This is a genomic window from Virgibacillus sp. Bac330 (genome assembly GCF_003667845.1).
GTDB classification, from domain to species: domain Bacteria; phylum Bacillota; class Bacilli; order Bacillales; family Amphibacillaceae; genus Virgibacillus; species Virgibacillus chiguensis.
Window position 1 is genome coordinate 2,324,242 of the sequence record NZ_CP033048.1, and the last position, 23,876, is coordinate 2,348,117.

Genomic DNA, 23,876 nt, shown 5'->3' on the forward strand with positions numbered 1-23,876 from the left:
TCCCCCTTCATTAATTACGTAATGGTTTTCCTTTAACCAACATGTGTTGCATTCGTTGTTGTGTTTTTGGCTCTCCAATTAAGCTTAAAAAGGCTTCTCGTTCTAAATCTAGCATTACTTGTTCATCTATTTTCGTTCCTTCTTGAATTCTACCCCCTGACAAAACATAGGCTAATTTCTCTGCCATTTTCACATCATGTTCGGAAGCATAACCACTTAAATACAAATTTTTAGCTCCTAATACCATGGCAGCATAACCTGCATCACCGACTACTGGAATTTTTTCTCTTTTTGGCGCCCGATAGCCTGACTTCGCTAATGATAGGACATTTTCCTTTGCATCATATAGTAAATGGTCTGGGTTAAAGCTAATTCGATCACATTGGTCTAAAAAGCCAAATTCGCGTGCTTCAGCAGCTGAAGTAGATACTTTCGCTGTCGCTACCTTTTCAAAAACATCATTGGCTACCTTCGTCGTATCAAAGGACACGCCTTTTGGAAGTTGACGAAGCATCTTTACATACAATTCTTTCGTACCACCGCCCCCAGGAATAAGACCTACCCCAAATTCTACAAGGCCCATATAAGTTTCTGCTGAGGCTTGAATAGAAGCTGCTGGCAAGGACACTTCTGCACCACCACCAAGCGTCATATTAAACGGTGCTACAACGACTGGTTTATTAGCATATTTAATTGCCATCGTCATATTTTGAAATTGCCGAATAACCATATCTAGTTCAAAGAAATTATCATCTTGTGCCTCCATCAACATCATGGCTAAATTAGCTCCTACACAGAAGTTTTTACCTTGATTACCAATAACGAGACCCTCGTAATTCTTCTCTACTTCTTCTATGGCGAAATGAACCATTTGCATAATATCTAATCCGATGGCATTGCTTCGAGAATGAAATTCTAAACATGCTACCCCGTCGCCTAAATCTATTAAGCTAGCTCCTGTATTCTTTTTAATAACACCCTGTACTTCTTTTAAACTGCGCAAATGGATCTCTTTTTTATTGACATCCTTTTTCTTATATGTTCCTTGATCATAAAAGTAGACGTTGCCATTTTCTGTTTGATAGAAAGATTCCTTTCCTGCTTCTAATAATTGTAAAACCCATGTAGGAACCGTTTCTCCTTCGCTTTGCATGCGTTCAACTGATTTACGCAAACCAATTGCATCCCACGTTTCAAATGGACCTAGTTCCCAGCCAAAGCCCCATTTCATCGCATCATCGATAGCTGCTATATCATCAGCTATTTCGCCTGTTAGTTCGGCAGCATATATAAATACAGGTTTTAAAATGGACCAAATGAGCGCGCTTGCTCGATCATCTTTCTGCGCTAGAAGCGTTTTCATTTTTCGATGCAAGCCCTTTTCTTGTTTTGCCATTTCCGTTGCTTTCGTTTTAAGCTTTTTCCTATCTTCATATTCCAATGTCTTTGGATTTAATTCATAAATAACGCTCCCGTCTTTCCCTTTTTTCTTTAAGAAAAATCCTTGACCACTTTTGGCGCCTAACCACCCTTTTTCTTGCATCGTATGCATAAATTCAGGAACAGAGAATTTCTCTTTTTCTTCTCCTTCCACTTGATCATATACATTCTTCGCTACATGGATAAATGTATCTAATCCTACGACATCAAGGGTACGGAAGGTAGCACTTTTCGCCCTACCAATTAACGGCCCTGTTACAGAATCAACTTCGCCGACACTATAACCGCCACGTAACATTTCCTGTACAGTAATTAACAAGCCATAAGTACCAATTCGATTAGCAATAAAGTTAGGTGTGTCCTTAGCTTCAACGACACCTTTTCCTAGAGTATCTTCGCCAAATTGCTTCATAAAGGACAGCACTTCAGGATCAGTATCTTTCGTTGGAATGACTTCAAGTAATTTTAAGTATCTTGGTGGATTAAAGAAATGTGTGCCTAGGAAATGTTTGCGAAAATCTTCCGAACATTCGCTCGACATTGCCTCAATAGAAATACCAGATGTATTTGAACTTACAATGGTTCCTGGTTTACGATACTGTTCTACATTCGCAAAAACTTTTCGTTTAATCTCCAAATTTTCGACGACAACCTCAATAATCCAATCCACCTCAGCTAGCTTTTCCATATCATCTTCCATATTTCCTACTTCAATTAAATCAAGGCTCTCTTTCGTTGCAATAGGGGAAGGTTTTTGTTTTAATAACGCCTTTTTACTCTCTGTTGCAATTCGATTGCGAACAGATGGATTATTTAAAGTTAGCCCCTTGTTTTCTTCCTTTTTTGTTACCTGTTTCGGTACAATATCAAGCATAATTGTTGGTATACCAACATTAGCCAAGTGTGCCGCAATTCCTGACCCCATTACCCCAGATCCTAAAACAGCAGCACGCCTGATCAATTGCTTCATAGTTTATCCTCCCATCCACATTTTGAATGAATACTCATTCATTTTATGTCGAAAATAAAAAGATAGTCTCCTATCTACTTACCTATTACTATAAAGTATTTACTGATATTTCGCAACAATTATAAACATTTTTTTATTAATAAGCTTGCAAATACATACGTAAAACATTCTCATTCATAATCTTTAACCTTGTTTAGAAACGGATAGACCATTTTTCACAAACGCCGAACAAGTCTTTATAAAAAAATTTATTACAATGCGCCTTCAATCATTGGAGAGATATCTTCATGGATGAAAGCTAAATTTAGAGAAACTTGTCTATCACCAAACCTTTAAGGTACAAGTCACCGTTTCCCTAATAGGATAAACTCTATTGGACACTTTCCTAGAAACAAAATAAAATTGTCTTTTCCGATTACTATATTAATTAATCGTAACGGTTCCTATTTACTTTTCGGAATGATTACGATATTATATGTAAAGGAGAGTTAAGAAGAGGAGGAACAACTTTTGAGGAGAACATCGATTGCTATACTTATACTTGGCTTTATTACAATATTTATTGTCGGTTGTACAAAAACAGATGGTGCTAATCAAAAGAACACTGATATAACTATATATACATCTATATATCCAATTCAGTTTGCTGTAGAGCAAATTGCTGGAGACACAGCTGATGTGCATTCCGTTTATCCGCCAGGAGTAGATGCGCATACCTATGAGCCAACCTCTAAAGACATGACAAATATAGCTAAAAGCGATGCATTTATTTACTTAGGTGCAGGGTTAGAAGGATTTGCAGAGAATGCAGCAGACGCACTGCGTTCAGAAGACGTGGAGCTTGTCGAGCTAGGCAAAAATGAGCATCTTTTTGATAAAGAAACGAACCATACGGTAAGTGATCACTCCCATGAAGATGGAGAGCATGCTGATAAAGCGGGAGCTCATGAAAGTCATACTCACGGAGATCATGATCCACATGTATGGCTTGATCCTTTGCGAATGATTACATTATCTGACATGGTAAAAGAACGATTAATAAAACTTAACCCAGACGATAAACAGCTTTACGAAAATAATTTTGATCAATTAACAGAACAGCTACAATCGCTTGATGCCGACTTTACATCCGTTTTGGAAGCAGCAACAAACAAACATATTCTCGTATCCCATGCAGCTTATGGGTATTGGGAAGAGCGCTATGGTTTAGAGCAAATTTCCATTAATGGGTTGTCACCTAACCATGAGCCATCACAGAAAGAACTAACCGAAATTATCGACCAAGCTGAAAACGATGATCTTCATTATATCATCTTCGAACAAAATACGTCCAATCGTATATCAAAAGTTATACAAGACCATATTCAAGCACAAGCTGTTACTATTCATAACTTATCTGTCTTAACAAAGAAAGATCTCGAAAATGAGGAAGATTATTTTTCCATTATGAAAAAAAATCTAAAAACACTCGATCAAGTAACTTCTTAATTCTTGATTGAGTCATGAAAAAGATAGGAGGCTTAAAAGTGAGTGAAGCCATTATCTCCATGAAAAACATCAGTTTTTCTTATGAAAATAAGCAAATATTAGATCATATCAATTTTTCCGTATCTAAAGGCTCATTTATGGGCTTGGTTGGGCCAAACGGAGGTGGAAAGACCACACTTATTAAATTAATTCTCGGTTTACAAAAAGCGGATGCTGGAAGTATTCAATTATTTGGCCAACCGATTGAAAAATTTAACAACTGGCATAAAATTGGTTTTGTTTCGCAAAAGGCAAATGCGTTTAATAAAGGTTTTCCAGCAACCGTATACGAAGTAGTGTCAATGGGTCTAACTGCCAAAGTTGGCTATTTAAAATTCTTTCAAAAAAAACATAAAGAAAAAGTTAAGGAAGCAATTAACCAAGTTGGAATGAAGGCATATACACATGAAAATATCGGTAACTTATCTGGTGGACAACAACAACGCATCTTTATTGCTAGATCTTTAGTCAATGATCCCGAACTACTCATCTTAGATGAACCGACTGTAGGGGTGGATAATGAGAATGTACAGCGATTTTACGATTTACTTGATAACCTAAACCGCAATAAAGGCATTACGATGCTTATGATAACGCATGACACTGGAACAATCGCTGAACAAGCAACTGAAATTGCATGTTTAAATAAAACATTGCATTTCCACGGAAAACCAGAAGCTTATAAAAGAATATCGAACGAAGAGTGGTCTCATATTTATGGACATAATATCCATTTAATTACACACGACCATTGATTTGGAGGAAGACATATGCTAGCAGATTTTTTGGAATATGATTTTTTAAGAAATACGTTATTTACTGGAATAATAATTGGTCTTATCGCACCTTTACTAGGAACATTTATTGTGGTCAGAAGATTGTCTTTGCTAGCTGATGCGCTATCCCATGTCACTTTAGCTGGAATCGCATTCGGTTTATTATTAGAAAAAAAATTCGCACTCATGATCAGTCCACTGTATACCGGAATAGCTTTTTCTGTGTTCGGTTCAATATTAATTGAAAAGTTGCGTGGCGTTTATAAGGCATTTCAAGAGCTGGCTATTCCAATCATATTATCTGGTGGTGTAGGGCTTAGCGTTATATTTATTTCAATAGCAGATGGATTTAATACAGATTTATTTAGCTATTTGTTTGGCTCTGTATCTGCAGTAAGTAAAAGCGATTTTTATTCTATAGCTGGTATAGCAGGGTTTATTATTATTATCATCGTCCTGTTTTTCAAAGAATTATTTACACTTTCTTTTGATGAGGAGCATGCAACTATTTCTGGATTACACACGAAAGCAATCCATTTATTATTTATCGTTTTAACTGCACTAGTTATTGCAATCTCGATGAGGATCGTCGGAGTGTTACTTGTGTCTGCTCTTATGACACTACCTGTTGCAGCTAGCATGCGTTTTGCTAAAGGATTCAAGCAAATGGTGTATTTATCTATTGTATTTGGTGAAATAGCTGTTATTATAGGGTTAATAACAGGGTATTATTTAAGTATTCCACCAGGTGGAACGATTGTATTAGTATCCATTTCGCTGTTATTATTATCCATCATTATAAGCAAGCAGCGTTCAAAAGCAACATCCTAAGAATTGTAACCACATGTAAACAAGCAATACTTCTTTTTAGCTCTTTATGTTAAGAAACGTTTTATTACATGATTACTTCAGGGGTCTTATTAATAAAACATGTAAGTAGAAATATACCATGTGGAGCATATGAAGCACAATACGAAGTGAGGGAAGCTGTATGAATAGACAAGAGGCTGTCACACTTTTACGTAAAAAAGGCTATAAAATGACGGGGAAACGAGAAGACATCTTATCTTTTTTTGAAAAAGCAGATGGTTACCGTACCGCTAAAGATTTAATTACACATTTAGAAGCAAATTATCCTGGTATTAGTTTTGATACCATTTACCGCAATTTACATCTCTACCACGATTTAGGCATTTTGGAAACAACCGAATTAGGTGGTGAAAAGCATTTTCGAATGAATTGTGCACATCATCATCATCACCATTTTATATGTAAAGATTGTGGTAAAACAAAAGAAATTGATATTTGTCCTATGGAAGAAGTCGAACAACTATTAGCTGCATATTCGATTGAAGGACATAAATTTGAAATCTACGGAAGGTGTCCTGGATGCATGTTAGCACAAACATAAAATTAGTCACAGCAATTGGATTAGGCGGAGCAGTTGGAGCAATGGGAAGGTATAGTCTAACATTTATATTCTCAACAGATGGCTTCCCATTTGCTACGTTGTCCGCCAACTTGCTTGGCTGTTTTTTATTAAGTTATTTATTACATCATAAACAAATTAAAAAACACTTGCCACCAACGTTGTTCACAGCATTAACGACTGGATTAATTGGCTCATTTACTACTTTTTCCACTTTTACCGTTGAAACGATTGAGCTTTGGAATAGCCATTTTTTCTTAGCGATTACCTATGTTTTACTTAGCATTGCCGGAGGCCTCTTATCCTGCTATATTGGTTATTTATTTTCCATACATACTAGAAAGAAGGCAAGAATATGAGCTTTTTTTATGTTGCTTTAGGAGGCTTTTGTGGAAGTTTTGTCCGCTATCAACTGTCAATTATCGCAAATAAGCGATTAATTGGAACTTGGCTTGCCAACGTCACAGGATCTATCCTTTTAGCATCTCTTGTATTTATATACACAAAAGAAATCCTTCCACATACTTGGTGGCTTATTCTTGGAGTCGGTTTTTGTGGAGCCTATACCACATTTTCCACATTTGGTAATGAAACCATGCAATTACTATTACAACAACAATGGAATAAGGCTATCGGCTATATTAGCCTATCGTTTATCGTTTCTATTCTACCAGCAACATTGATTTTATCGTTATAATACCAGCGTCTAGAAAGACTGCCCATGTATATATCAAGTCTTTCTAGACATAGTTATAACCTCTATATTTTCATGTATCTTTTACTAATTTTAAAACACACACAAGTGAAGTGTATATTGTTGACGCTGAAAATACTGTTGTTTTACTATATCTATCCCGAATAACGAATTATGTTGTTACTGTTATTCAGGGATGTACTTCACAACTCCCTTTGGATTATGCGAAAACTTCCTCAATTATTCTCTCTGATGCATGATCTAGCATATTTTTATTGATCACTTCATCAGGTTGCTTATTCATTTGATCTTGCAATGCTTGCGCCTGTCCTGGTTCACCTATTACCACTATTTTTTCCCAGCCCTCATCTTTAGCTAGCTTATCCAATTTAGGAGCTACAGATTTATACCAACGATGTTTATTCGCTTCAAAGCGAGCGTTTAAATCGTCCTTTTGAGTCGTAGGATTCCCTGGTCCCATCGCCGTTTTTTCACGCCAATCATCTACATTAACATCTAATTCAAAATGCTTCTCCATATCCAATTCATTTAAATAGGATTCGATAACTCTCACTTCGTTTTGCTGCACCAATACGATCCCAGTTTTTGGGTATTCTTCTTTCAATTTCTTTAATTGTTCTAATTGTGGCGTTTCCTGCCAGAAAAATTCTGTTTCTAAACGCATTTGAACTCGTATTGCAAACCACACTTCTTCATCTGCTGTCGCAAACACAATAACACCTTTGCGAAATTGTTGTTCATTGCCTCTAATGAAATTTTCCACGTTTTGTTTTACATGTTGAAAATTACGAAGTTCTTCCTTATCATCAGATTCTTCTAGATATTGTTCGAAATTACGTATTCCGTTTTTCAAATGAATTTTCCATTCCCCGCCTTGTTGTTCAGGGTCAGATGGGTCTGTATTTAAATACATGCTAAATATTTTATCAGGACCTTCTCTTTTTATTGACTCTAATTGTTTTAGTTTTTTGTTTAAATCCATCTCTATCTTCACTCCTTCGTTGCTATTTGCTTCTTAGTAATGTATTACCGATTAAAGTAGATCATAAACATATGGGTAGAGATACTACTTTTAAAACTAGTTAAACTATCGCTGTTTCCTCACTTGGAGGTCGTCTTACAAGCTAGACCTCAAAATCTATATCACCCCATAGTAGAACGAAACTATGAAATGAGTTTCAAACCAACTGCTGCACTTAAAATCATGCCAATAAAAAGCAACCTCTTCCAATCGCTAGATTCTTTAAAAAACAACATACCAACAATGGCACTGCCTACTGTTCCCATCCCTGTCCAAACAGCATAAGCCGTACTCATTGCAATTGTTTCCATTGCAATACCAAGCAGTATGAAACTTAGTCCAAAACCTCCAAATAACCATAAAATGGACATGACACTTATCCGTTGATTCACTTTATTAATTCCCGTAACACCGAGAATTTCACTAAACCCTGCTAATACAAGTATAAGCCAATCCATTATGACACCTCTTTCCTATCTTTTTGTGGTGTGACTAATTTTAAGCCGATAACTCCTGATACTAACAATAGAATGAGCGCCATTTTCAAAAGTCGAATTGGCTCTCCAAAAATCACTATGTCTGCTATTACTGTCCCTGCCGTCCCTATACCGGTGAATACCGCATAACTGGTACCAACTGGCAAGCGGCGAGAAGCCATAATAAGCAAGTGCATACTAATATAAATAGCTATTAGCGTTAACCCCCAATCAACTAAACTGTTTGAGTGTTTTAGACCAATTACCCAGCAAATTTCAAATAAGCTAGCGATAAATACTGTATTCCAATCTTTATTCATGCTCATCACCTTTTCTGATCTATTTTTAACGTACTTTCGTAAGTAGTCTCCCTCTTTCAGAAATAAAGGGTGCCACCAAGCGGTAAGGGGGGATGCATTTAACCTAAGAACTTTTGTACAACGTAATAAACTACACAATTTGTTCTTTGACATTGGATTTAAGGTCGAATGGGACTTATCGCTACACCTTTATAGCATGAGTCATCATTTTACTTATGCTATACACCGTATACTTTTCTATAATAGAAAAAAGCAAACAAAAAACCCAGGAAGATATCCTATATTTAGATATCCTCCCGGGCTTTTATCCCTCCGTGTACACGTTGTGGACAACGCGCATTTTCTCTTGGTCCAGACCAGTTAATAACTTATCATCTGCGGAACCCTAGAAAATTAGGTTAAAAATTTAGTCATTATGGCTTATTATAACGATACATAAACAAGTCTGTCAAATATACTTTTTGTCTACTATGCGGCAAACATTCAGACTAGCTACTTTCTTATTTTCAATAGCACTAGTTGATTTTTTTCATAAGCCTATTATGAGATAGATTTACTAAAATTTTTCACAAATAACCTTGAGCTATTTTTTAATTAATGTAACCGTAACAACCTGTTGAAAAAGAACAGCTTACATCCTCAAAATGAGAGTTTTTCCATTAAGGATACTATGTAGTGTGCACACTTTCTTGCTTTCTAGTTCTCTTTATCTTGTTTTACTTGTTTATAATCACTTGACAACATCCGTGTAAATGAGATGATCATCAGCAGCAATATGACCGTAAATGGGAGTGCTGATATTAACGAAACGGTTTGCAAAGCTTCTAAACCTCCTGCTAATAAAAGTACAATAGCAATAGCAGTTATTAAAAGCCCCCAAACAATTTTTGTCACTAATGCTGGGTTTAAGCTTCCTTTTGAAGTCATTACACCAAGGATATATGTTGCAGAGTCTGCTGAAGTCACAAGGAATGTAAATATTAGAAATATAGATAAGATAGAAAGTATATTTGTCATCGGCAAATGCTGATACGTTTCAAACAAGGCTACTGCAATATCTACATTCACAGCTTGTGCTATAGAAGTTCCATTCATTAGATCATTATATACTGCTGTCCCTCCAAAAGTCGCAATCCAAATACAAGCAATTGCTGGTGAAACAACCAATACTCCTAAAACATATTGACGAATACTTCTTCCTCTAGATACGCGCGCTACAAATGCTCCAACAAATGGAGACCAAGCAGTAGCCCAAGCCCAATAGAAAATAGTCCATTCCCTTACCCAAGTATCTCCTGTATAAGGGGTTAAACGAAGACTGTAATGAATGTAACTTGATAAGTAATCACCTAATCCTAAAACGAATGTATTTAAAATAAAAACAGTGGGGCCTGCTAGAAATACAAACACTAGTAACAGTAGACAAAGCCCTAAATTAATATTGCTCAACCATTTTATCCCTCTATCTAATCCTGTGCTAGATGATATTAAGTAGGTTACAAGCATGACTCCAGCAATACCCATTTGTACCCATATGGAAGTCGGTACATCAAAAACAGACTTTAAGCCACCATTCATCTGAAGTATTCCTAACCCCAAAGACGTTGCTACTCCCATCACAGTCGCTACTACTGCTAGAGTATCCACTGTATTGGCAATCGATTTATTTTCACCTATGATTGGTTGAATGGAAGTTGAAATTAATCCTCGTTGCTTTTTTCTAAACTGTAAATAGGATATAACAAGTCCTACAATCGCAAATACTGACCATTGGCTAATTCCCCAATGAAAAAAGGCGTAACCCATAGCAACTCTCGCTGCTTCTTCTGTCATAGCTTCTACTTCAGGAAATGGGGTGTTAAAAAAATGACTCATTGGTTCTGCTACACCCCAAAAAACAAGACCTGCTCCAAAACCAGCTGAAAAAAAGGTAAAAAAAGAATATTCTGGTTTAGAATGCACTGCTCCTAATTTTATCTTCCCATACTTACTAACAGATAAAATAAGTAAAAATGCAACAAAGATAAACACAGCCAAGAGGTAAAACCAACCAAAATTAATAGTAGTAAAATTAAACATTTTTTCTGCTACATCGCCAAAATGATTTGGCATAATCGCTCCGACGATAACAAGTAATAGTACAACAAACGCTGACACATAAAAAACTGGGTTGTTAAAAGTATTTTTTTTCATAACAATTCCTTTCTATTTGATTTACCGGTTTTATTTCTAAAATAAGCGGGGAGTAACACGCGAACAAAATAAACAAGCGGGATACCTTAATGTATACCCAAATAAAAAAACAATAAACCTAATTTTCTAATATTTGCGTGTGAGCTTTCCTATAGTGGAACAAAAGCTCGGGGCGCGCTATCATTCCATCAAGGGTAAAGACTTTGTCCTTCGCTCCGCTTCGTCAATGATTCCAGTATTGCTTTTTTAAAAGGCGTCATAATATAGCTATTTTAACATTTTTTTCACTTAATATTTTTTTAGATGATTACCTTTAGTTATAATGAAACGCGAAATGAATATTAATATAGAGGATAGGTTAAAAAATGGTGGGGTTCTGTATAATACAATGGCTAGCTTGAAAATATACAGATCTTTTAATTTTTTGGTAGGAGCAGTTACGAGTGGAATACTTATTAGGTCATAGGAGGAACTAAATTGGAAATATTACGAATGGATCACCTGGTTTTAACAGTTGAGAGTGTCGAGCAATCAATACAATTTTATGGTGACGTTTTGGGGATGGAAATTGAAACGTTTAACCAAAATAGAAAAGCAGCTAGATTTGGTTTACAAAAAATTAATTTTCAAGAAGTTGATAAGGAAATTTCGCCTAAAGCTAGTCACCCAACTCCTGGATCAGGAGATTTTTGTCTTATTACAACAAATACACCGAAAGAAGTACTTCGACAACTTAAAGCAAAAAGAGTGTCTATTGTATTAGGCCCGGTTCAGCGTTCAGGTGCTCTTGGTTCTATTACTTCAATTTATGTAAGAGATCCTGATCAAAATTTAATTGAGATTTCTAGCTATCATCCACATGTTAAAGTGCACGGTAAATAGAGTATTTTGTTTTACATCAGAAGAGAATCTCGTCACTAATTACATGGCTGTTTTATTTTTGCATATAAAGTTGGTTTGTTTTCGTTTTTGAAGGGCGAGGCTTGGACAATACGCTAGAAATCAGTGGGAGTGAATTACCCCACTGATTGAAACACCTTCTTTTATAATTTCCTAGACCACAAAAAAAGGCCGTCCTCACTTGAGAACGGCCTTAGGCTTATTCGATTAAAGAACGCGACGTACATGCCCTTTAAATGCATTGCTCCAATATGAATTAGACATGCTTTCTATGGATACTCCTGGCGTACTTTGCGCACCAATGAAATTACCTCCACCCATGTAAATAGCGACATGTCCATTTTTCTTATACGTATCAAAGAAAACTAGATCTCCGGGTTGAATTTCACTGTATGAGATTTTTTGACCTACATTTACTAATGCGCTTGTGCTTGATGGAATAGAGTAGCCACCTTGTGCAAATGCCCAAGATACAAATCCAGAACAATCAAATCCACTTGGGCCCTTTCCTCCCCAAACATAAGGCACGCCTAAATGTTGACGTCCAGAATTAACAATTGTACTTACGCTGCCACTTCCAGCTGACATTTTTGGTGCAGCAGAAGAGCTTTTACTTTTTGTTTCGCTTTTACTACTTAGCGTTTGCAATTCTCCACCATTTGAAGCATTACTACTAGAAGCATTACTACGAGTTGTAGCTTCAGGTTGACGTTCAACTTGCATGCTTTGTCTTACTTCCGCTTGAAGATCAGCAAGATTACTATCTTTGATTTCTAAGTCTTCTTTTAAACCTTCAAGATCAGCTTTTTTATCTTTTAGTTTTGCTTCTTTTTTCTCGTTTTCTTCTTTTTGTTGTTTAATAGTTTCCTGTATACCTTTTAATTCAACTTGTAATGCTTCCATTTCCTCTAAACTATTAACAACTTTATCTTTCTTTTCATTTACTTCTTTTTTATCTTTTTCTTGTTCTTCTATTAGATTAGCATCTGAATTTGTAATTTTATTAACAGCTGATACACGGTTAATAAATTCACCAAAGTCCTTAGAACCAAAAATAACTTCTAAGTAGTTAACGTCGCCACCACTTTTTTGATAGGAAACGGCACGTTCTTTTAACTTATTAAAACGCTTTTCGATTGCATCTTCCAATGTTGCTATCTCTTTTTCAAGCTTGTCCACTTCTTGTTCTTTTTTAGCAATATCGGCTTGCACTTTTTCAATTTGTGCTTTATTTTCTTTCATTGCATCATCGAATTGCGTGATTTGTTGATTCAACTCTTCTAATTCAACGAGTACATCAGCAATTTTCGCTTCTGCTTTTGAAAGATCGGCTTTAATTGCTTCTCGATCACTTTTAATTTCTGTTTGCTTATCTTTTAAGTTCCCTAGTGTCTCCGCTTGCACCTGTGTATGAAAAAATGCACTGCTAAATCCAACGACTGTTACAGTCGCAACTGTTACAATTGACTTCTTCAAAATACTCCCCCGCTTTTTACATAGAATTTTTTATATGTATCTATCTTTTTGCTGTAGCTAATAATAGACGTTTAATTATGTATAACTATCTTTAGTAGGCAACTCGTATTATAACAGCTAAAAGTTGCAAGCGTGTTATAGTAATATTACAATTATATTTCAAATGCGACATAATGTTTAACTTTTCATGAAAAGAAGCGTTTATTCGCTAACGAACAACGCTTCTCCTGGGATATTTTCGAAACATAAATGAAGTTCTTAGATCATTTTACTTATAAAGAAAATTGTTCTTCTTCTGTGGAACCTTTTAATGCAGCCATTGAGGACGTGCCTCCAGAAACCACCTGTGCAACTTCATCAAAATACCCAGTTCCTACTTCTCGCTGATGTCTTGTAGCAGTATATCCAAATTTTTCGCTATCAAATTCATTTTGTTGTAACTCCGAATATGCCTTCATACCTTCTGTTTTATATTTTCTTGCCAATTCAAACATACTGTAATTAAGAGCGTGAAATCCTGCTAACGTAACAAACTGGAACTTATATCCAAGTTCTGCTATTCTATTCTGAAACTGAGCAATTTCTTCGTCTGTCAACTTTTTCTTCCAATTAAATGATGGTGAACAATTATAAGCTAACATTTTGTTTGGATATTTTTCGTGTATCGCCTCGGCAAATTGTTTAGCTTCTTCGTAATTTGGTTCTGAAGTTTCACACCAGATTAAATCAGCATACGGCGCATACGCAAGCCCCCTTGCGATCGCTTGATGAATGCCGGATTTTGTCTTATAAAATCCTTCCGTTGTTCTCTCTCCAGTAATAAATCGAGCATCATAAGGGTCGACGTCGCTCGTAATTAAATCGGCAGCATTTGCATCGGTTCTAGCAACAATAATAGTTGGTGTTCCCATTACATCCGCAGCCAATCGAGCAGCAATTAAATTTCGTACCGCTGTTTGTGTAGGAAGCAATACTTTTCCGCCTAAATGGCCACATTTTTTCTCCGAAGCTAGTTGATCCTCAAAATGTACTCCTGAAGCACCTGCCTCAATCATGGATTTCATTAATTCAAAAACATTTAATTGGCCACCAAAACCAGCTTCTGCATCAGCGACAATTGGCGCAAACCAATCGATATCCTCTTTCCCCTCTAAATAATGAATTTGATCCGCTCGTTGCAACGCTTGATTTATCCGCTTTACTACATTTGGTACACTATTCACAGGGTACAAGCTTTGGTCTGGATACATTTGCCCTGCTAAGTTCGCATCTGCAGCTACTTGCCAACCACTTAGATAAATTGCTTTTAATCCAGCTTTAACTTGTTGGACAGCTTGATTTCCTGTTAAAGCTCCAAGTGCATGAATGTAATCTTCCGTTTGTAATAATTCCCATAATTTCTCCGATCCTTTTTCTGCCAATGTATATGCTATATCCACGGAACCCCTTAAACGGATAACTTCTTCCGCACTATAAGGCCTTTCTACACCTATCCACCGTTCATCATTTTCCCAAGCTTTCTGTAATTTTTCTACACGTTCAGTTATCATTTTAAATTTCCCCCTTTGTTAGTAAATACAAACTCTTTTTGTTATAATACAAATTTTATTGTTATATAACATAGATACCAAAAAAATTAATCTTGTTTTTTAGAAAGACAATGATCACATTCCTGAATGATGCTTTCTCCATCTACAGCTTTCCCACATTCTGGACACATTGTAAATTCTTTTTGCACGTTCGCTCCTCCTTTTATATAACAGTTACAATATAAATGCTTTTGTTATAAAACAGTTTATGGGATATACTCGAAAAATGCAACCCTTTTTTTCAATTTGGTTGAAAATTTTTTTAAATTCATGGAAAATAGATGAGGATATTAAATTTTGTCTTATATATATAAAGTGCTATTACACCCACTTTTGAAGTGTTCTGTAAGGAAAAGCGAAAGGGAAGATAAAGCTGTACAATTTTTGATTTCGTCTTAGAACCCTTTCCTTTGTAACTTTAACTCTTATAGTACTAAATAATCCGATAGGACAAGCTTTTATGTAATACATCTAGGAGATGAACTATAGTGAAACCTTCCCATTTTATTGGCAGCAGAGTTGTAAAAACTGGTGTCGCAGTTTTCCTTACCGCTTGGATTTGCGAACTGTTTCATGCACCAGCCGTGTTCGCTGTCATAACAGCTATTGTAACAATCGAGCCAACTGTAGCTGATTCCATACGTAAAGGCTTTATACGCTTTCCCGCCTCCGCAATTGGCGCTGCCTACTCTGTATTTTTTATATATTTATTTGGAAATTCACCAATAACCTACGCGCTTGCAGCAACATTGACCATCGTCACTTGTTTCCGATTAAAGCTGCACGCAGGACTATTAGTTGCTACGCTTACAGCTGTGGCAATGATTGAAGTCATTCATAGTAATTATTTTATATCTTTTCTCATTCGTCTTGGCACCACTACTATCGGCTTAGTAGTTTCTACAACAGTCAATATGTTCGTTCTACCACCTGATTATACAGCGCATATTACGGAGAATATGATGGCCATTCGAAAACGTTTAGCAGCTAAAATTGAAAAAGTATTCTATGCAGTAACAGCAGAACAGCCAATAACAGCGGTCTATTCATTACAATCATCGGATGATGTATATAAAAAAATTCGCCAAACGGAAACACTTATCCAATTCCAAAAAGAAGAGGCTAAATATCATCCACTAACAAGTAACGAAAAGGAATTTTTCAAGCAAATAGAAAAACAGCTAGCAAGCTTAAAACTAATTCATTACCATATTGATAATGTGCTTACCACGAAGTTGAGAAATGACCTTTGGATGGACCATGAAAAAAAGATTATTAGAGAGGTTGTTGATGAATTGGTGGACACTTTCTACCATAAAACCAAGTTAAATCAAACGGACATTTGCAATCTAAGAGAACTTTATTGGCGAGAAAATGGAGTTGCCAGTCGAAAACCAGATGCAAATATTGCAAATCTTCCACCCGAATTAATTATTACGTATGAGTTACTTACTATTTGTCAGTTAACGAATCGTTTCTTAGAGTATGGAAATAAGGTTGAAGTGGTAAAGTCATCTGATTAAGGAGTACGATGTGCAGTTAATAAGTAATAAAGCTAAGCTTATCACCAAGTTTCATGCCAAACTCTATCGTTGACCTATGAATTATTTCACAGGAAATATTACCTTAGGACAAAGGTAAAGCGCCTGGTTAGCAATGTAACGAGTGGAACGAAGTAACTAAAGTTTTAGGAATTATAGTGAGACGGTGTTGTACGAACCAATGATGGCATATCATAGGGTGGATTCGTTAAGTCGCCTAGTTGCTGGGCGCCGGAACCGGACGTGGCTAAAAACTTAGTAAGTTTATCCTCACTGCAAAATTTTATAATTTTCTAGACTACAAAAAACGAGCTCTCCGGCACTCGTTTTTTTTACTTATTCAACTAAATGATTTTTAAAAGCATATATAACCGCTTGCGTGCGATCTTGCACCTCTAACTTAGATAAAATATTACTTACATGTACTTTTACCGTTTTTAACGAAATAAACAATTGATCGGCAATTTCTTGATTTGTTTTTCCTTGAGCGACTAACAACAAAATTTCCCATTCCCTTTCTGTTAAAGCTTCGTGCAAAGCTCGTTCTGGAGAACGCATACGATTCATAATTTTCCCTGTCACCTCTGGCTCCAACACAGTTTGTCCTTTAAAGGTTGCCCGAATTGCTTTAGCTATCTCTTCCGCTTTCGATGTTTTCAACATATAACTTGTTGCACCTGCTTCTAAAGCCGGATACACCTTCTCATCATCTAAAAAGCTAGTCACAATAATTATTTTAGCTTCTGGCCATTGTTCTATAATGAGCCGTGTTGCCTCAATTCCGTCCATTTCTTTCATAACAAGATCCATTAAAATAATATCCGGCTTTAGCGTTAACGCTAGTTCTACAGCTTCTCCTCCATCAGATGCCTCTGCAACAACTTCTATATCTGGCTGGGCCGTTAAATAAGAAGTTACTCCAATACGTACCATTTCATGGTCATCAGCAAATAGTACATGTATCATTCCATCTCTCCTCCTTCTTTAAAATAAGGAACTTTTACTTCTAGGCGCGTGCCTTGCTTAGGAAAACTGATTATTTTATAGCTGCCACCTATTTCATAAGCTCTTTCTCGCATATTTTGTAAACCATATGATCCAGTTTTTAATTTTTCCATATCAAACCCAACCCCATCATCCGTTGCTCGCAAAATAATATTTCCATCTCTTTCTACTAACATGACATGTAAAGAATTAGCTTTTGCATGGCGTAATGTATTTGATAAAGCTTCTTGGATAATCCGAAACAATTGATCCTCTACACCTTTATCAACGGTAAAATCCTCAATATTCCAATCAATTTGCATTGGCACTTTTTGTGTGAGTTCAATTAACAACTCCTTCGTCCCTTCTTGTAAAGATTTCCCTTTCAAAGCTACAGGACGTAAATGTAAAAGAAGTGCTCGCATTTCTAACTGCGATTGTTGAATCATATTCTCTACCATTCGAAGTTGTTTTTTCATTGTTTCATCCTGAGGTGGATTTGTTTCTGTAATTGTCGACATCATCATTGAAGCCGCAAATAATTGCTGACTGACGGAGTCATGTAATTCGCGAGCTAATCTATTTCTCTCTTGAACAACAATTTCCTGTAAGCTTTGTTCTCGTTCTACAGCTCGTTCCGTTGCTAAGCGTTGGGCATGCTCCGTTTGCATCCTAAATTTATGTTGAATTTGCTCAAGATGATGCTGCATTTGTTCCAAGCCTTTTGGTATTTCCAAATCAAAACTTAGTTTTTGTCCTTTAACAATTTCTTCCATTCTCTTTTCCACAAAGTGAACACGTTGTCTCCAATAGATACCTGCAACTATCCCAGTTATAATACCAACAGTGACAGGAATAACAAATAAAATAAATAAGAAGGAGATATCTTCTATTTTTTTATTAACTATCGTACTCCAATCATCTACGAACGCAAAAAGTGTTACTCCTGTTACTAATATTGTTAAAATAATACTATATAAAACTGCAGCAGAGATATGCCGTAATAACAGGTTCATATTCGTTTCACCTCGACATCTCCAGATAATATAGCTATAATTATTTTTACACGAGGGAACGACGTATCATAATTTTTCGTTTGATATAATAACGTTTGGTTCATCATACGATCATGGTAATTTCCAAAAATGTGCGCACGTCCAATAACCGAGCTATGATGAATACTAACTTCTACGTCATATGGCACATGAATCTCGATATTCCCTACAAGATGGCGAATAGAGATGACTGCCGTATCATTTGGTAACACAGTATTACTTAAATCTATAACTCGATCACCGAATGCTCCATGAATGTTAACATCTCTCCATTGATAAGCAACATCATCCGTTCTTTGGTCATCAAAAAAGCGGTGATCAAAAAACGGGTGTTTACGAACAAGGTCTTCTTGTTCCACCTGCGCCGTTTCCGTATTTAAATAAGGTTTTACCCATTTCGCTACCTTTTTTGATTTCGAATATTGAATAACAAATATGGCTATTGTAGCAATAACAAAAAATCGAATCGCAAGCATATTTAAAATGGAAAAAATAATTCCTATTAAACCTGCCCAAAAAAATAATTTCCCCCAAAAACGTTTTAGATTTTTTCTTCCCACATAAATAAGCAAGGCAAAAAAAAGCGCAGGAATAATCATGCCGCCTTCAAAAAAAGTAATCTCTAATACAAAGAGAATGACACCAACAATCAGTATCCAATTCAATGTATCGGTTGATAGTCGATGAAACATGCTGCACCCCTCCTACATTTGCCAAGCCTTCTAAAAATTTGTTTTCAAGGAATAAAAGAGAAGTAAGGTTGGCTAACTTCTTCGTTCGCCTCCAAAAAACAATGCTCCTTTACTCTATGCCTTGCCTGGTAACCAAAAGCGCCATTATAAAATATACTTTTCGTATACATTTTAGACAAGCTATTCCAGAAGAAAAACAGGCGCTCTATCTTGCGCCTGTATAGTATACCATGTTTTTCTATTACAAAGAAGAACTGACAGAACGCTAGGCAATACTTAAAACACTGTGAAAACTTCTGCTACATGTCCAATTATACTTCTTCTTTATCATTCATTTCTTTTTCTAGTTTAGTAATTTTTTGATCAAATGTGCTACAGTAATAAGCGCTATTTACTTTATATTCTAACCCTTCGATATAACGTTCCATTTCAGCAAATTTAGAAAATGGTTTGTCCGCAGTTTCACCAATGACCCGATTTATTTGAGAATTTGCGCGTGCTATATTTTCTCGCCCCATTAACTCCATGCGCCGTAAATGCATATCCTTTAACTTATGCTTCATACTTTCGTACTTTTGTTCTAATGTATCAAGTTCTGCAACGGCCTCATCCCGAGAAGCTTTCATACGCTCAGCTCTTGCTTGATATTCTTGATGTTCGCGGAATGCAAATTCGTACATTTCTGTTTCTCCGGCTTTTTCAGCAATATTAGCTTGCTTTAACCGTTTATCTGCTAAATCTTGCGCTAATTGATATTCCTTTAAAAACTCATCTTTTAGCTTGTACTGGCGTTCCAAAAGCTTCCGTACTTTTTCCTTCTCTTGCTCACTTTGCCTCAAGTAATGGTTTAAAGCTGCAATAGGGTTTTTTTGCTCCTTTTGATCCATCATGTGGTGTAAATCGCTAACGACAGACTCCTTCATTCTTGTGAAAATGTTAGTCATTCATTATCTCTCCTTTTTGTTCACTTATTTAATTCTGCCCATTCACGTTCAAAATTTGTAAATGGGTCGTCTTCTTTTATATGATGTACAACTGGATCATCGTCTTCTTTCTTCCAACTTTTATAAACCATGTAGAGTGCCGCTATCGCAGCAACGCCTATTAACGCAAACATATTTGAAATGGTCATACTCAAAACAATGAGCCCTACAATAACCCAGCCTACTTTTCCTGCAACTGAATCAGTTTTCATAAACTGCTTAAAAATAACATACAGTAACCAAATACCTAGCGCGAAGAATACCATTGGTCCTATGTTAGCAAGTAGGACCATGAAGGCTACTAACCCTGCTAGAAACAAAAGAAATTTTTTCACTGCAGCTCCTCCTTCCTTTAACTTACTTCTATCATACAAGCTAATACTTTGTTTCGTAATGAACTATAGCCATATTTTCGTCTAGTACTTAAGGCGTACTAGGAGTCAATGAATGAAGTAAAATGGTTGGTAACAGATAATGTTCTGGTTTGTTCTCGCCTAGGAAATTATAAAATTTTGTAGCTACAGTTAAACTTACTAAGTTATTTAGCCATGTCCGGACCCAGCGCCTTTGTTCACTGTCTGTTGCGGCACGACACAAAAAAGACAGCAAGATTATTGCTGCCTTCTCCGTTTGATATATAAGTAAACGATAATACCGATCCCTACACCGATACAAATATAAATAACTGTAGAATACAATTCCATAAATGATAATATGTTGGTCCATGATTCACCGAGCTGAACACCGATCAAAATTAATAAAGTATTCCAAAACAATGTACCAGCAACTGTTAGGAATAAAAACATGACAAAATTCATGTTTGACATCCCTGCTGGAATGGATATTAAACTTCTAACCAAAGGGACCATTCGACAAATAAATACCGTCCAATAGCCGTACTTATCAAACCAAGCATCTGCTCTTTGGATATCTTGTTTTTTTATTCTTAGCATAGAGCCATATCTGTGAATAATTTTTTCTAATTGTTTAACATCAAGCAAAAGACCAATGCCAAATAAAATAACTGCCCCAAGAACTGATCCAACTGTTGCTGCAACAATAACACCTACGACAGATAAATCAGTCGTTGTTGTTAGAAATCCTCCAAATGGTAAAACAATTTCTGAAGGTATAGGAGGAAATACGTTTTCTAAAGCCATCATAAAAAACACACCAATATAACCTAACTCTTCCATTACTGAAGTGACCCAATGTTGCATCTAAATCTCTCCTAGTTTTACTATTTTACTATCAACCGACAAAATAATGAACACAAACTAATTTATCACCCCATCACGATTGCTTCAAATCTGATAGGGTATTTAGATTTTATAATTGTCATGTTGACTTACAAAGAAAGTAGTTTAGCTAGGTTAAACAGGTTTGCGCAATTAATTGGTAAGAAGTCTTTCTACTGACATAATCAGGAGTGTTCGTTAAAATCATCATTTCATCTGCCTGGTATGCTAGTTGCAATGCTTGGAGTCGCCTATGAACTTGGGATTTATCTCCAAATATATATTCACTTTTTATTTTTTCTAATACCATTTCTTCCTTTGCATCATATTTACCCTATTTGTTTGGTCATTTTATAACAGATAAGGATGTCCGGAGCAGGGCAGGCAAATCGTTTCATGTCGTGATGTTCGGCTACCCAATAACGTGAGAAACCAAGCTTGTCCGCTAATCTGTTCATTCAAGCGTAGCTGTTATAGCCTCTTTTGGTGTAGCTCCATTTAATACAGGCAATTGATCTAAAATACTAAGTTTCAATCATCTCCCCCCTTATTTGCTCATGTTTCTTATAGTGAACGTAACTGAAACATTATGTATCCATTTTATTAGCAATGCGATCAACCATCTTTTCTGCTGCTCGACGATAATAATTACTCATATTAGCAAGAGAAGTAACTAATAGAAGCTCCTGTAAATAATCAGCATTCTGACTAGGTAAAGATTTACTATGCTCTTCCACATCATGAATTAATTGTTCGGTTTCTGATTTCATTTGTTGCATACTATCTTCAGCAAGCTGTACATAACTTTCATATAAATTTGCTAAGGCAAAATTTTCTTCTGTAATCATTTTGTTCAGTTGATACAACGTTGTTTTGACATCATTAATAGATAGAGCACCTTTTAGCTGGTAAATCATCGCTATTAGCATTAAATGATCCTTAGAGTATTTCTTATTTTCAATTGGATAGAACAGTTTCCCTTTCGCATAGTTATTAATCATCGTTTTCGTTAAAACTTTCTCTTGTTCATCTCGCTTTAACACGTCGAATTTATTTTCAAATAATTGAATAACTTGGTCCATATATAAATCTAAATTTGGTATATCATCCAATGATAATTGGCTATTTAATTGAATTTGTTTAAAGAAATCATGCAAATTTTCCATTCAATACCCTCTTTTGTACCTTCAATGTAAATTGATTTATTATCAATTTATTATACGAAATTAAAAATAAGAAGTAAACCTTGACTACATCTTAAAATACATATATTATTGTTATATAGTTTTTGAAACTACATACCAAGATAGAGGTGTTGATTAAAATGGGTGTATATATTCGAGAACCGATTAATGGGCTTACTCATTTATTCGGTGCAATATTGTCGTTTATCGGTCTTTTGGCATTAATTTTTAAAGCAAATGAAACAATTGGTTCCCCGCTTGCCATTACAGCAGTTGTAATTTTCGGTTTAAGTATGACATTGTTATATTCCGCATCAGCAACATACCATATGGTTATTGCAAAAAAACAGGTCATTGCTTTTCTTCGACGTATAGACCATTCCATGATTTATATATTAATAGCTGGAACGTATACACCATTATGTCTCATCAGTTTAAAAGGCACGTTAGGGTGGACACTTTTTATTATTATTACAACCTTAGCAGCCTTAGGTGTAGTATTTAAATTAGTATGGTTCCATTGCCCAAGGTGGCTATCTACTTTACTCTATATAGGAATGGGCTGGATTGTAGTATTTTTCAGTTCAAATTTAGCGCCTATCATAAATAAAGGTGGAATGGTATTTCTAGTCTTGGGAGGAGTCATCTATACTGTTGGCGGTATCATCTACGCATTAAAGCCAAAAGCACTTAATTTTAAGCATATGGGCTTTCATGAAATTTTCCACCTGTTTATTCTAGCAGGTAGTTTATTCCATTTCATTACTGTATATGTTTATGTCTTATAAAACGTAGCTTCAACCAGTTTAGATAAGAAAACTGGTATGATCGTTTTTCTTTATAAACCTTATACTTTCCTATAGCGCGAAAAAGTACGCCGCTGACCAGAATCAGCAGCGTACTTTTTTATTGCTGTGGACTTGAAGGGTTCGAAATACTGGACAAAGCTTCTCCTGCCTCATTCTGTAGCTGATGATCTACGGCTAAATCCCCTAAAGCAACCATGCCAATAATTTTGCCATTTTCCACAACGGGTAAACGTCTAATTTGTTGTTGTGCCATTAACTCAGCTGCTTCATGAATATCCATTTCAGGAGTACCATGAACAATTTTTTGTGCTGTCATCACTTGAGAAACTGGGGTTTGTGCTGCTTCCCCTTGCGCCGTAGACCGTAATGTAATATCGCGATCTGTCAACATACCTACCAAATTCCCTTGTGCATCTACAACAGGTATGGCGCCAATATTATGTTCACTCATTAATGCTGCAGCTTCTTGAATAGTTTGCGAATCATTTACTGTGTACACATTTTGTGTCATATAGTTACGAATTTGCTGATTCATTATATAACCTCCCTTTATGCTTA

25 protein-coding genes and 1 riboswitch are annotated in these 23,876 nt (G+C 35.9%); of the genes, 9 read left to right on the forward strand and 16 right to left on the reverse strand.

Annotated features, from left to right (window positions below):
* Positions 1–10: 10 nt before the first annotated feature.
* Positions 11–2,410: a 3-hydroxyacyl-CoA dehydrogenase/enoyl-CoA hydratase family protein gene (locus tag D9780_RS10850; RefSeq protein ID WP_121640098.1), complete on the reverse strand. Its 2,400-nt coding sequence runs from the start codon at positions 2,408–2,410 to the stop codon at positions 11–13.
* A 510-nt stretch (positions 2,411–2,920) separates the two neighbouring features.
* On the opposite strand from D9780_RS10850, the gene D9780_RS10855 reads away from it, so the two are divergent.
* The 6 genes from D9780_RS10855 to D9780_RS10880 all read left to right on the forward strand — a co-directional run bounded on the left by D9780_RS10855 (position 2,921) and on the right by D9780_RS10880 (position 6,839).
* Positions 2,921–3,898 (forward strand): metal ABC transporter solute-binding protein, Zn/Mn family, encoded by a 978-nt coding sequence (locus D9780_RS10855; protein ID WP_073007361.1) that lies wholly within the window; start codon positions 2,921–2,923, stop codon positions 3,896–3,898.
* Between the two features lie 38 nt (positions 3,899–3,936).
* Positions 3,937–4,692 (forward strand): metal ABC transporter ATP-binding protein, encoded by a 756-nt coding sequence (locus D9780_RS10860; RefSeq protein WP_121640099.1) that lies wholly within the window; start codon positions 3,937–3,939, stop codon positions 4,690–4,692.
* A gap of 15 nt (positions 4,693–4,707) precedes the next feature.
* Positions 4,708–5,544 carry a metal ABC transporter permease gene (locus D9780_RS10865; RefSeq protein ID WP_121640100.1) on the forward strand — a complete coding sequence of 279 codons (837 nt, stop codon included), beginning with the start codon at positions 4,708–4,710 and terminating at the stop codon, positions 5,542–5,544.
* 160 nt (positions 5,545–5,704) lie between these two features.
* Entirely contained in the window at positions 5,705–6,124 is a 420-nt protein-coding gene (locus tag D9780_RS10870; protein ID WP_121640101.1) for a Fur family transcriptional regulator, read from the forward strand.
* The gene (gene crcB / locus D9780_RS10875; protein ID WP_073007372.1) at positions 6,103–6,501 is read left to right on the forward strand and encodes a fluoride efflux transporter CrcB; all 399 of its coding nucleotides are present in this window, start codon (positions 6,103–6,105) and stop codon (positions 6,499–6,501) included. The genes D9780_RS10870 and crcB overlap by 22 nt, the downstream gene beginning before the upstream one ends.
* Positions 6,498–6,839: a fluoride efflux transporter FluC gene (locus D9780_RS10880; protein WP_121640102.1), complete on the forward strand. Its 342-nt coding sequence runs from the start codon at positions 6,498–6,500 to the stop codon at positions 6,837–6,839. Before crcB ends, D9780_RS10880 begins: the two co-directional genes overlap by 4 nt.
* Positions 6,840–7,056: 217 nt before the next feature.
* On the opposite strand, the gene D9780_RS10885 is transcribed toward D9780_RS10880, so the two are convergent.
* The 4 genes from D9780_RS10885 to D9780_RS10900 all read right to left on the reverse strand — a co-directional run bounded on the left by D9780_RS10885 (position 7,057) and on the right by D9780_RS10900 (position 10,867).
* Positions 7,057–7,839, reverse strand: coding sequence for a VLRF1 family aeRF1-type release factor (locus tag D9780_RS10885; protein WP_121640103.1), 783 nt, complete (start codon positions 7,837–7,839; stop codon positions 7,057–7,059).
* A gap of 182 nt (positions 7,840–8,021) precedes the next feature.
* Complete coding sequence (locus D9780_RS10890; protein WP_077705102.1) at positions 8,022–8,336, reverse strand: DMT family transporter; 315 nt, start codon at positions 8,334–8,336, stop codon at positions 8,022–8,024.
* Entirely contained in the window at positions 8,336–8,674 is a 339-nt protein-coding gene (locus tag D9780_RS10895; protein ID WP_116277950.1) for a DMT family transporter, read from the reverse strand. Before D9780_RS10895 ends, D9780_RS10890 begins: the two co-directional genes overlap by 1 nt.
* A gap of 291 nt (positions 8,675–8,965) precedes the next feature.
* Positions 8,966–9,074: riboswitch (guanidine-I (ykkC/yxkD leader) on the reverse strand.
* A gap of 296 nt (positions 9,075–9,370) precedes the next feature.
* Complete coding sequence (locus D9780_RS10900; RefSeq protein ID WP_121640104.1) at positions 9,371–10,867, reverse strand: BCCT family transporter; 1,497 nt, start codon at positions 10,865–10,867, stop codon at positions 9,371–9,373.
* 492 nt (positions 10,868–11,359) lie between these two features.
* Between D9780_RS10900 and D9780_RS10905 the strand changes: the two genes are divergently transcribed.
* Positions 11,360–11,749: a VOC family protein gene (locus D9780_RS10905; protein ID WP_205601133.1), complete on the forward strand. Its 390-nt coding sequence runs from the start codon at positions 11,360–11,362 to the stop codon at positions 11,747–11,749.
* Between the two features lie 225 nt (positions 11,750–11,974).
* On the opposite strand, the gene D9780_RS10910 is transcribed toward D9780_RS10905, so the two are convergent.
* Together D9780_RS10910 and aceA are read right to left on the reverse strand one after the other, a co-directional pair.
* Positions 11,975–13,243, reverse strand: a complete 1,269-nt coding sequence (locus D9780_RS10910) for a C40 family peptidase (protein ID WP_240458664.1) — start codon at positions 13,241–13,243, stop codon at positions 11,975–11,977.
* 272 nt (positions 13,244–13,515) lie between these two features.
* Positions 13,516–14,793 (reverse strand): isocitrate lyase, encoded by a 1,278-nt coding sequence (aceA, locus tag D9780_RS10915; RefSeq protein ID WP_121640107.1) that lies wholly within the window; start codon positions 14,791–14,793, stop codon positions 13,516–13,518.
* Positions 14,794–15,320: 527 nt separating this feature from the next.
* Here aceA and D9780_RS10920 point away from each other — a divergent pair.
* The gene (locus tag D9780_RS10920; protein ID WP_073007395.1) at positions 15,321–16,355 is read left to right on the forward strand and encodes an aromatic acid exporter family protein; all 1,035 of its coding nucleotides are present in this window, start codon (positions 15,321–15,323) and stop codon (positions 16,353–16,355) included.
* A 354-nt stretch (positions 16,356–16,709) separates the two neighbouring features.
* Here the strand turns inward: D9780_RS10920 and D9780_RS10925 are convergent, their stop codons facing one another.
* The 8 genes from D9780_RS10925 to D9780_RS10960 form a co-directional block, all read right to left on the reverse strand.
* Positions 16,710–17,339: a response regulator gene (locus D9780_RS10925; RefSeq protein ID WP_116277944.1), complete on the reverse strand. Its 630-nt coding sequence runs from the start codon at positions 17,337–17,339 to the stop codon at positions 16,710–16,712.
* Positions 17,336–18,373, reverse strand: coding sequence for a sensor histidine kinase (locus tag D9780_RS10930; protein WP_121640108.1), 1,038 nt, complete (start codon positions 18,371–18,373; stop codon positions 17,336–17,338). The genes D9780_RS10925 and D9780_RS10930 overlap by 4 nt, the downstream gene beginning before the upstream one ends.
* Positions 18,370–19,104 (reverse strand): cell wall-active antibiotics response protein LiaF, encoded by a 735-nt coding sequence (gene liaF / locus D9780_RS10935; protein ID WP_121640109.1) that lies wholly within the window; start codon positions 19,102–19,104, stop codon positions 18,370–18,372. The genes D9780_RS10930 and liaF overlap by 4 nt, the downstream gene beginning before the upstream one ends.
* Before the next feature lie 311 nt (positions 19,105–19,415).
* Complete coding sequence (locus tag D9780_RS10940; protein WP_121640110.1) at positions 19,416–20,048, reverse strand: PspA/IM30 family protein; 633 nt, start codon at positions 20,046–20,048, stop codon at positions 19,416–19,418.
* Positions 20,049–20,068: 20 nt separating this feature from the next.
* Positions 20,069–20,422 carry a lmo0954 family membrane protein gene (locus D9780_RS10945; RefSeq protein WP_121640111.1) on the reverse strand — a complete coding sequence of 118 codons (354 nt, stop codon included), beginning with the start codon at positions 20,420–20,422 and terminating at the stop codon, positions 20,069–20,071.
* Positions 20,423–20,698: 276 nt separating this feature from the next.
* Positions 20,699–21,307, reverse strand: coding sequence for a DedA family protein (locus D9780_RS10950; RefSeq protein WP_121640112.1), 609 nt, complete (start codon positions 21,305–21,307; stop codon positions 20,699–20,701).
* Between the two features lie 148 nt (positions 21,308–21,455).
* Positions 21,456–21,635 carry a hypothetical protein gene (locus D9780_RS10955; RefSeq protein WP_121640113.1) on the reverse strand — a complete coding sequence of 60 codons (180 nt, stop codon included), beginning with the start codon at positions 21,633–21,635 and terminating at the stop codon, positions 21,456–21,458.
* A 277-nt stretch (positions 21,636–21,912) separates the two neighbouring features.
* Positions 21,913–22,491, reverse strand: coding sequence for a DUF1836 domain-containing protein (locus D9780_RS10960; RefSeq protein WP_121640114.1), 579 nt, complete (start codon positions 22,489–22,491; stop codon positions 21,913–21,915).
* A 158-nt stretch (positions 22,492–22,649) separates the two neighbouring features.
* Here D9780_RS10960 and D9780_RS10965 point away from each other — a divergent pair, with 158 nt between their 5' ends.
* Positions 22,650–23,297: a PAQR family membrane homeostasis protein TrhA gene (locus D9780_RS10965; protein WP_121640115.1), complete on the forward strand. Its 648-nt coding sequence runs from the start codon at positions 22,650–22,652 to the stop codon at positions 23,295–23,297.
* A 118-nt stretch (positions 23,298–23,415) separates the two neighbouring features.
* Here D9780_RS10965 and D9780_RS10970 read toward each other — a convergent pair whose 3' ends face one another.
* Entirely contained in the window at positions 23,416–23,853 is a 438-nt protein-coding gene (locus tag D9780_RS10970; RefSeq protein WP_116277937.1) for a CBS domain-containing protein, read from the reverse strand.
* Positions 23,854–23,876: the final 23 nt, after the last annotated feature.

What these genes read in the sequence shown, in the direction of transcription:
- D9780_RS10850 (WP_121640098.1), bottom strand. Translation starts at nt 2,410, where the DNA reads ATGAAGCAATTGATCAGGCGTGCTGCTGTTTTAGGATCTGGGGTAATG.
- D9780_RS10865 (WP_121640100.1), top strand. Translation starts at nt 4,708, where the DNA reads ATGCTAGCAGATTTTTTGGAATATGATTTTTTAAGAAATACGTTATTT.
- D9780_RS10870 (WP_121640101.1), top strand. Translation starts at nt 5,705, where the DNA reads ATGAATAGACAAGAGGCTGTCACACTTTTACGTAAAAAAGGCTATAAA.
- crcB (WP_073007372.1), top strand. Translation starts at nt 6,103, where the DNA reads ATGCATGTTAGCACAAACATAAAATTAGTCACAGCAATTGGATTAGGC.
- D9780_RS10880 (WP_121640102.1), top strand. Translation starts at nt 6,498, where the DNA reads ATGAGCTTTTTTTATGTTGCTTTAGGAGGCTTTTGTGGAAGTTTTGTC.
- D9780_RS10885 (WP_121640103.1), bottom strand. Translation starts at nt 7,839, where the DNA reads ATGGATTTAAACAAAAAACTAAAACAATTAGAGTCAATAAAAAGAGAA.
- D9780_RS10890 (WP_077705102.1), bottom strand. Translation starts at nt 8,336, where the DNA reads ATGGATTGGCTTATACTTGTATTAGCAGGGTTTAGTGAAATTCTCGGT.
- D9780_RS10895 (WP_116277950.1), bottom strand. Translation starts at nt 8,674, where the DNA reads ATGAATAAAGATTGGAATACAGTATTTATCGCTAGCTTATTTGAAATT.
- D9780_RS10900 (WP_121640104.1), bottom strand. Translation starts at nt 10,867, where the DNA reads ATGAAAAAAAATACTTTTAACAACCCAGTTTTTTATGTGTCAGCGTTT.
- D9780_RS10905 (WP_205601133.1), top strand. Translation starts at nt 11,360, where the DNA reads ATGGATCACCTGGTTTTAACAGTTGAGAGTGTCGAGCAATCAATACAA.
- aceA (WP_121640107.1), bottom strand. Translation starts at nt 14,793, where the DNA reads ATGATAACTGAACGTGTAGAAAAATTACAGAAAGCTTGGGAAAATGAT.
- D9780_RS10925 (WP_116277944.1), bottom strand. Translation starts at nt 17,339, where the DNA reads ATGATACATGTACTATTTGCTGATGACCATGAAATGGTACGTATTGGA.
- D9780_RS10930 (WP_121640108.1), bottom strand. Translation starts at nt 18,373, where the DNA reads ATGAACCTGTTATTACGGCATATCTCTGCTGCAGTTTTATATAGTATT.
- liaF (WP_121640109.1), bottom strand. Translation starts at nt 19,104, where the DNA reads ATGTTTCATCGACTATCAACCGATACATTGAATTGGATACTGATTGTT.
- D9780_RS10940 (WP_121640110.1), bottom strand. Translation starts at nt 20,048, where the DNA reads ATGACTAACATTTTCACAAGAATGAAGGAGTCTGTCGTTAGCGATTTA.
- D9780_RS10950 (WP_121640112.1), bottom strand. Translation starts at nt 21,307, where the DNA reads ATGCAACATTGGGTCACTTCAGTAATGGAAGAGTTAGGTTATATTGGT.
- D9780_RS10955 (WP_121640113.1), bottom strand. Translation starts at nt 21,635, where the DNA reads ATGGTATTAGAAAAAATAAAAAGTGAATATATATTTGGAGATAAATCC.
- D9780_RS10960 (WP_121640114.1), bottom strand. Translation starts at nt 22,491, where the DNA reads ATGGAAAATTTGCATGATTTCTTTAAACAAATTCAATTAAATAGCCAA.
- D9780_RS10965 (WP_121640115.1), top strand. Translation starts at nt 22,650, where the DNA reads ATGGGTGTATATATTCGAGAACCGATTAATGGGCTTACTCATTTATTC.
- D9780_RS10970 (WP_116277937.1), bottom strand. Translation starts at nt 23,853, where the DNA reads ATGAATCAGCAAATTCGTAACTATATGACACAAAATGTGTACACAGTA.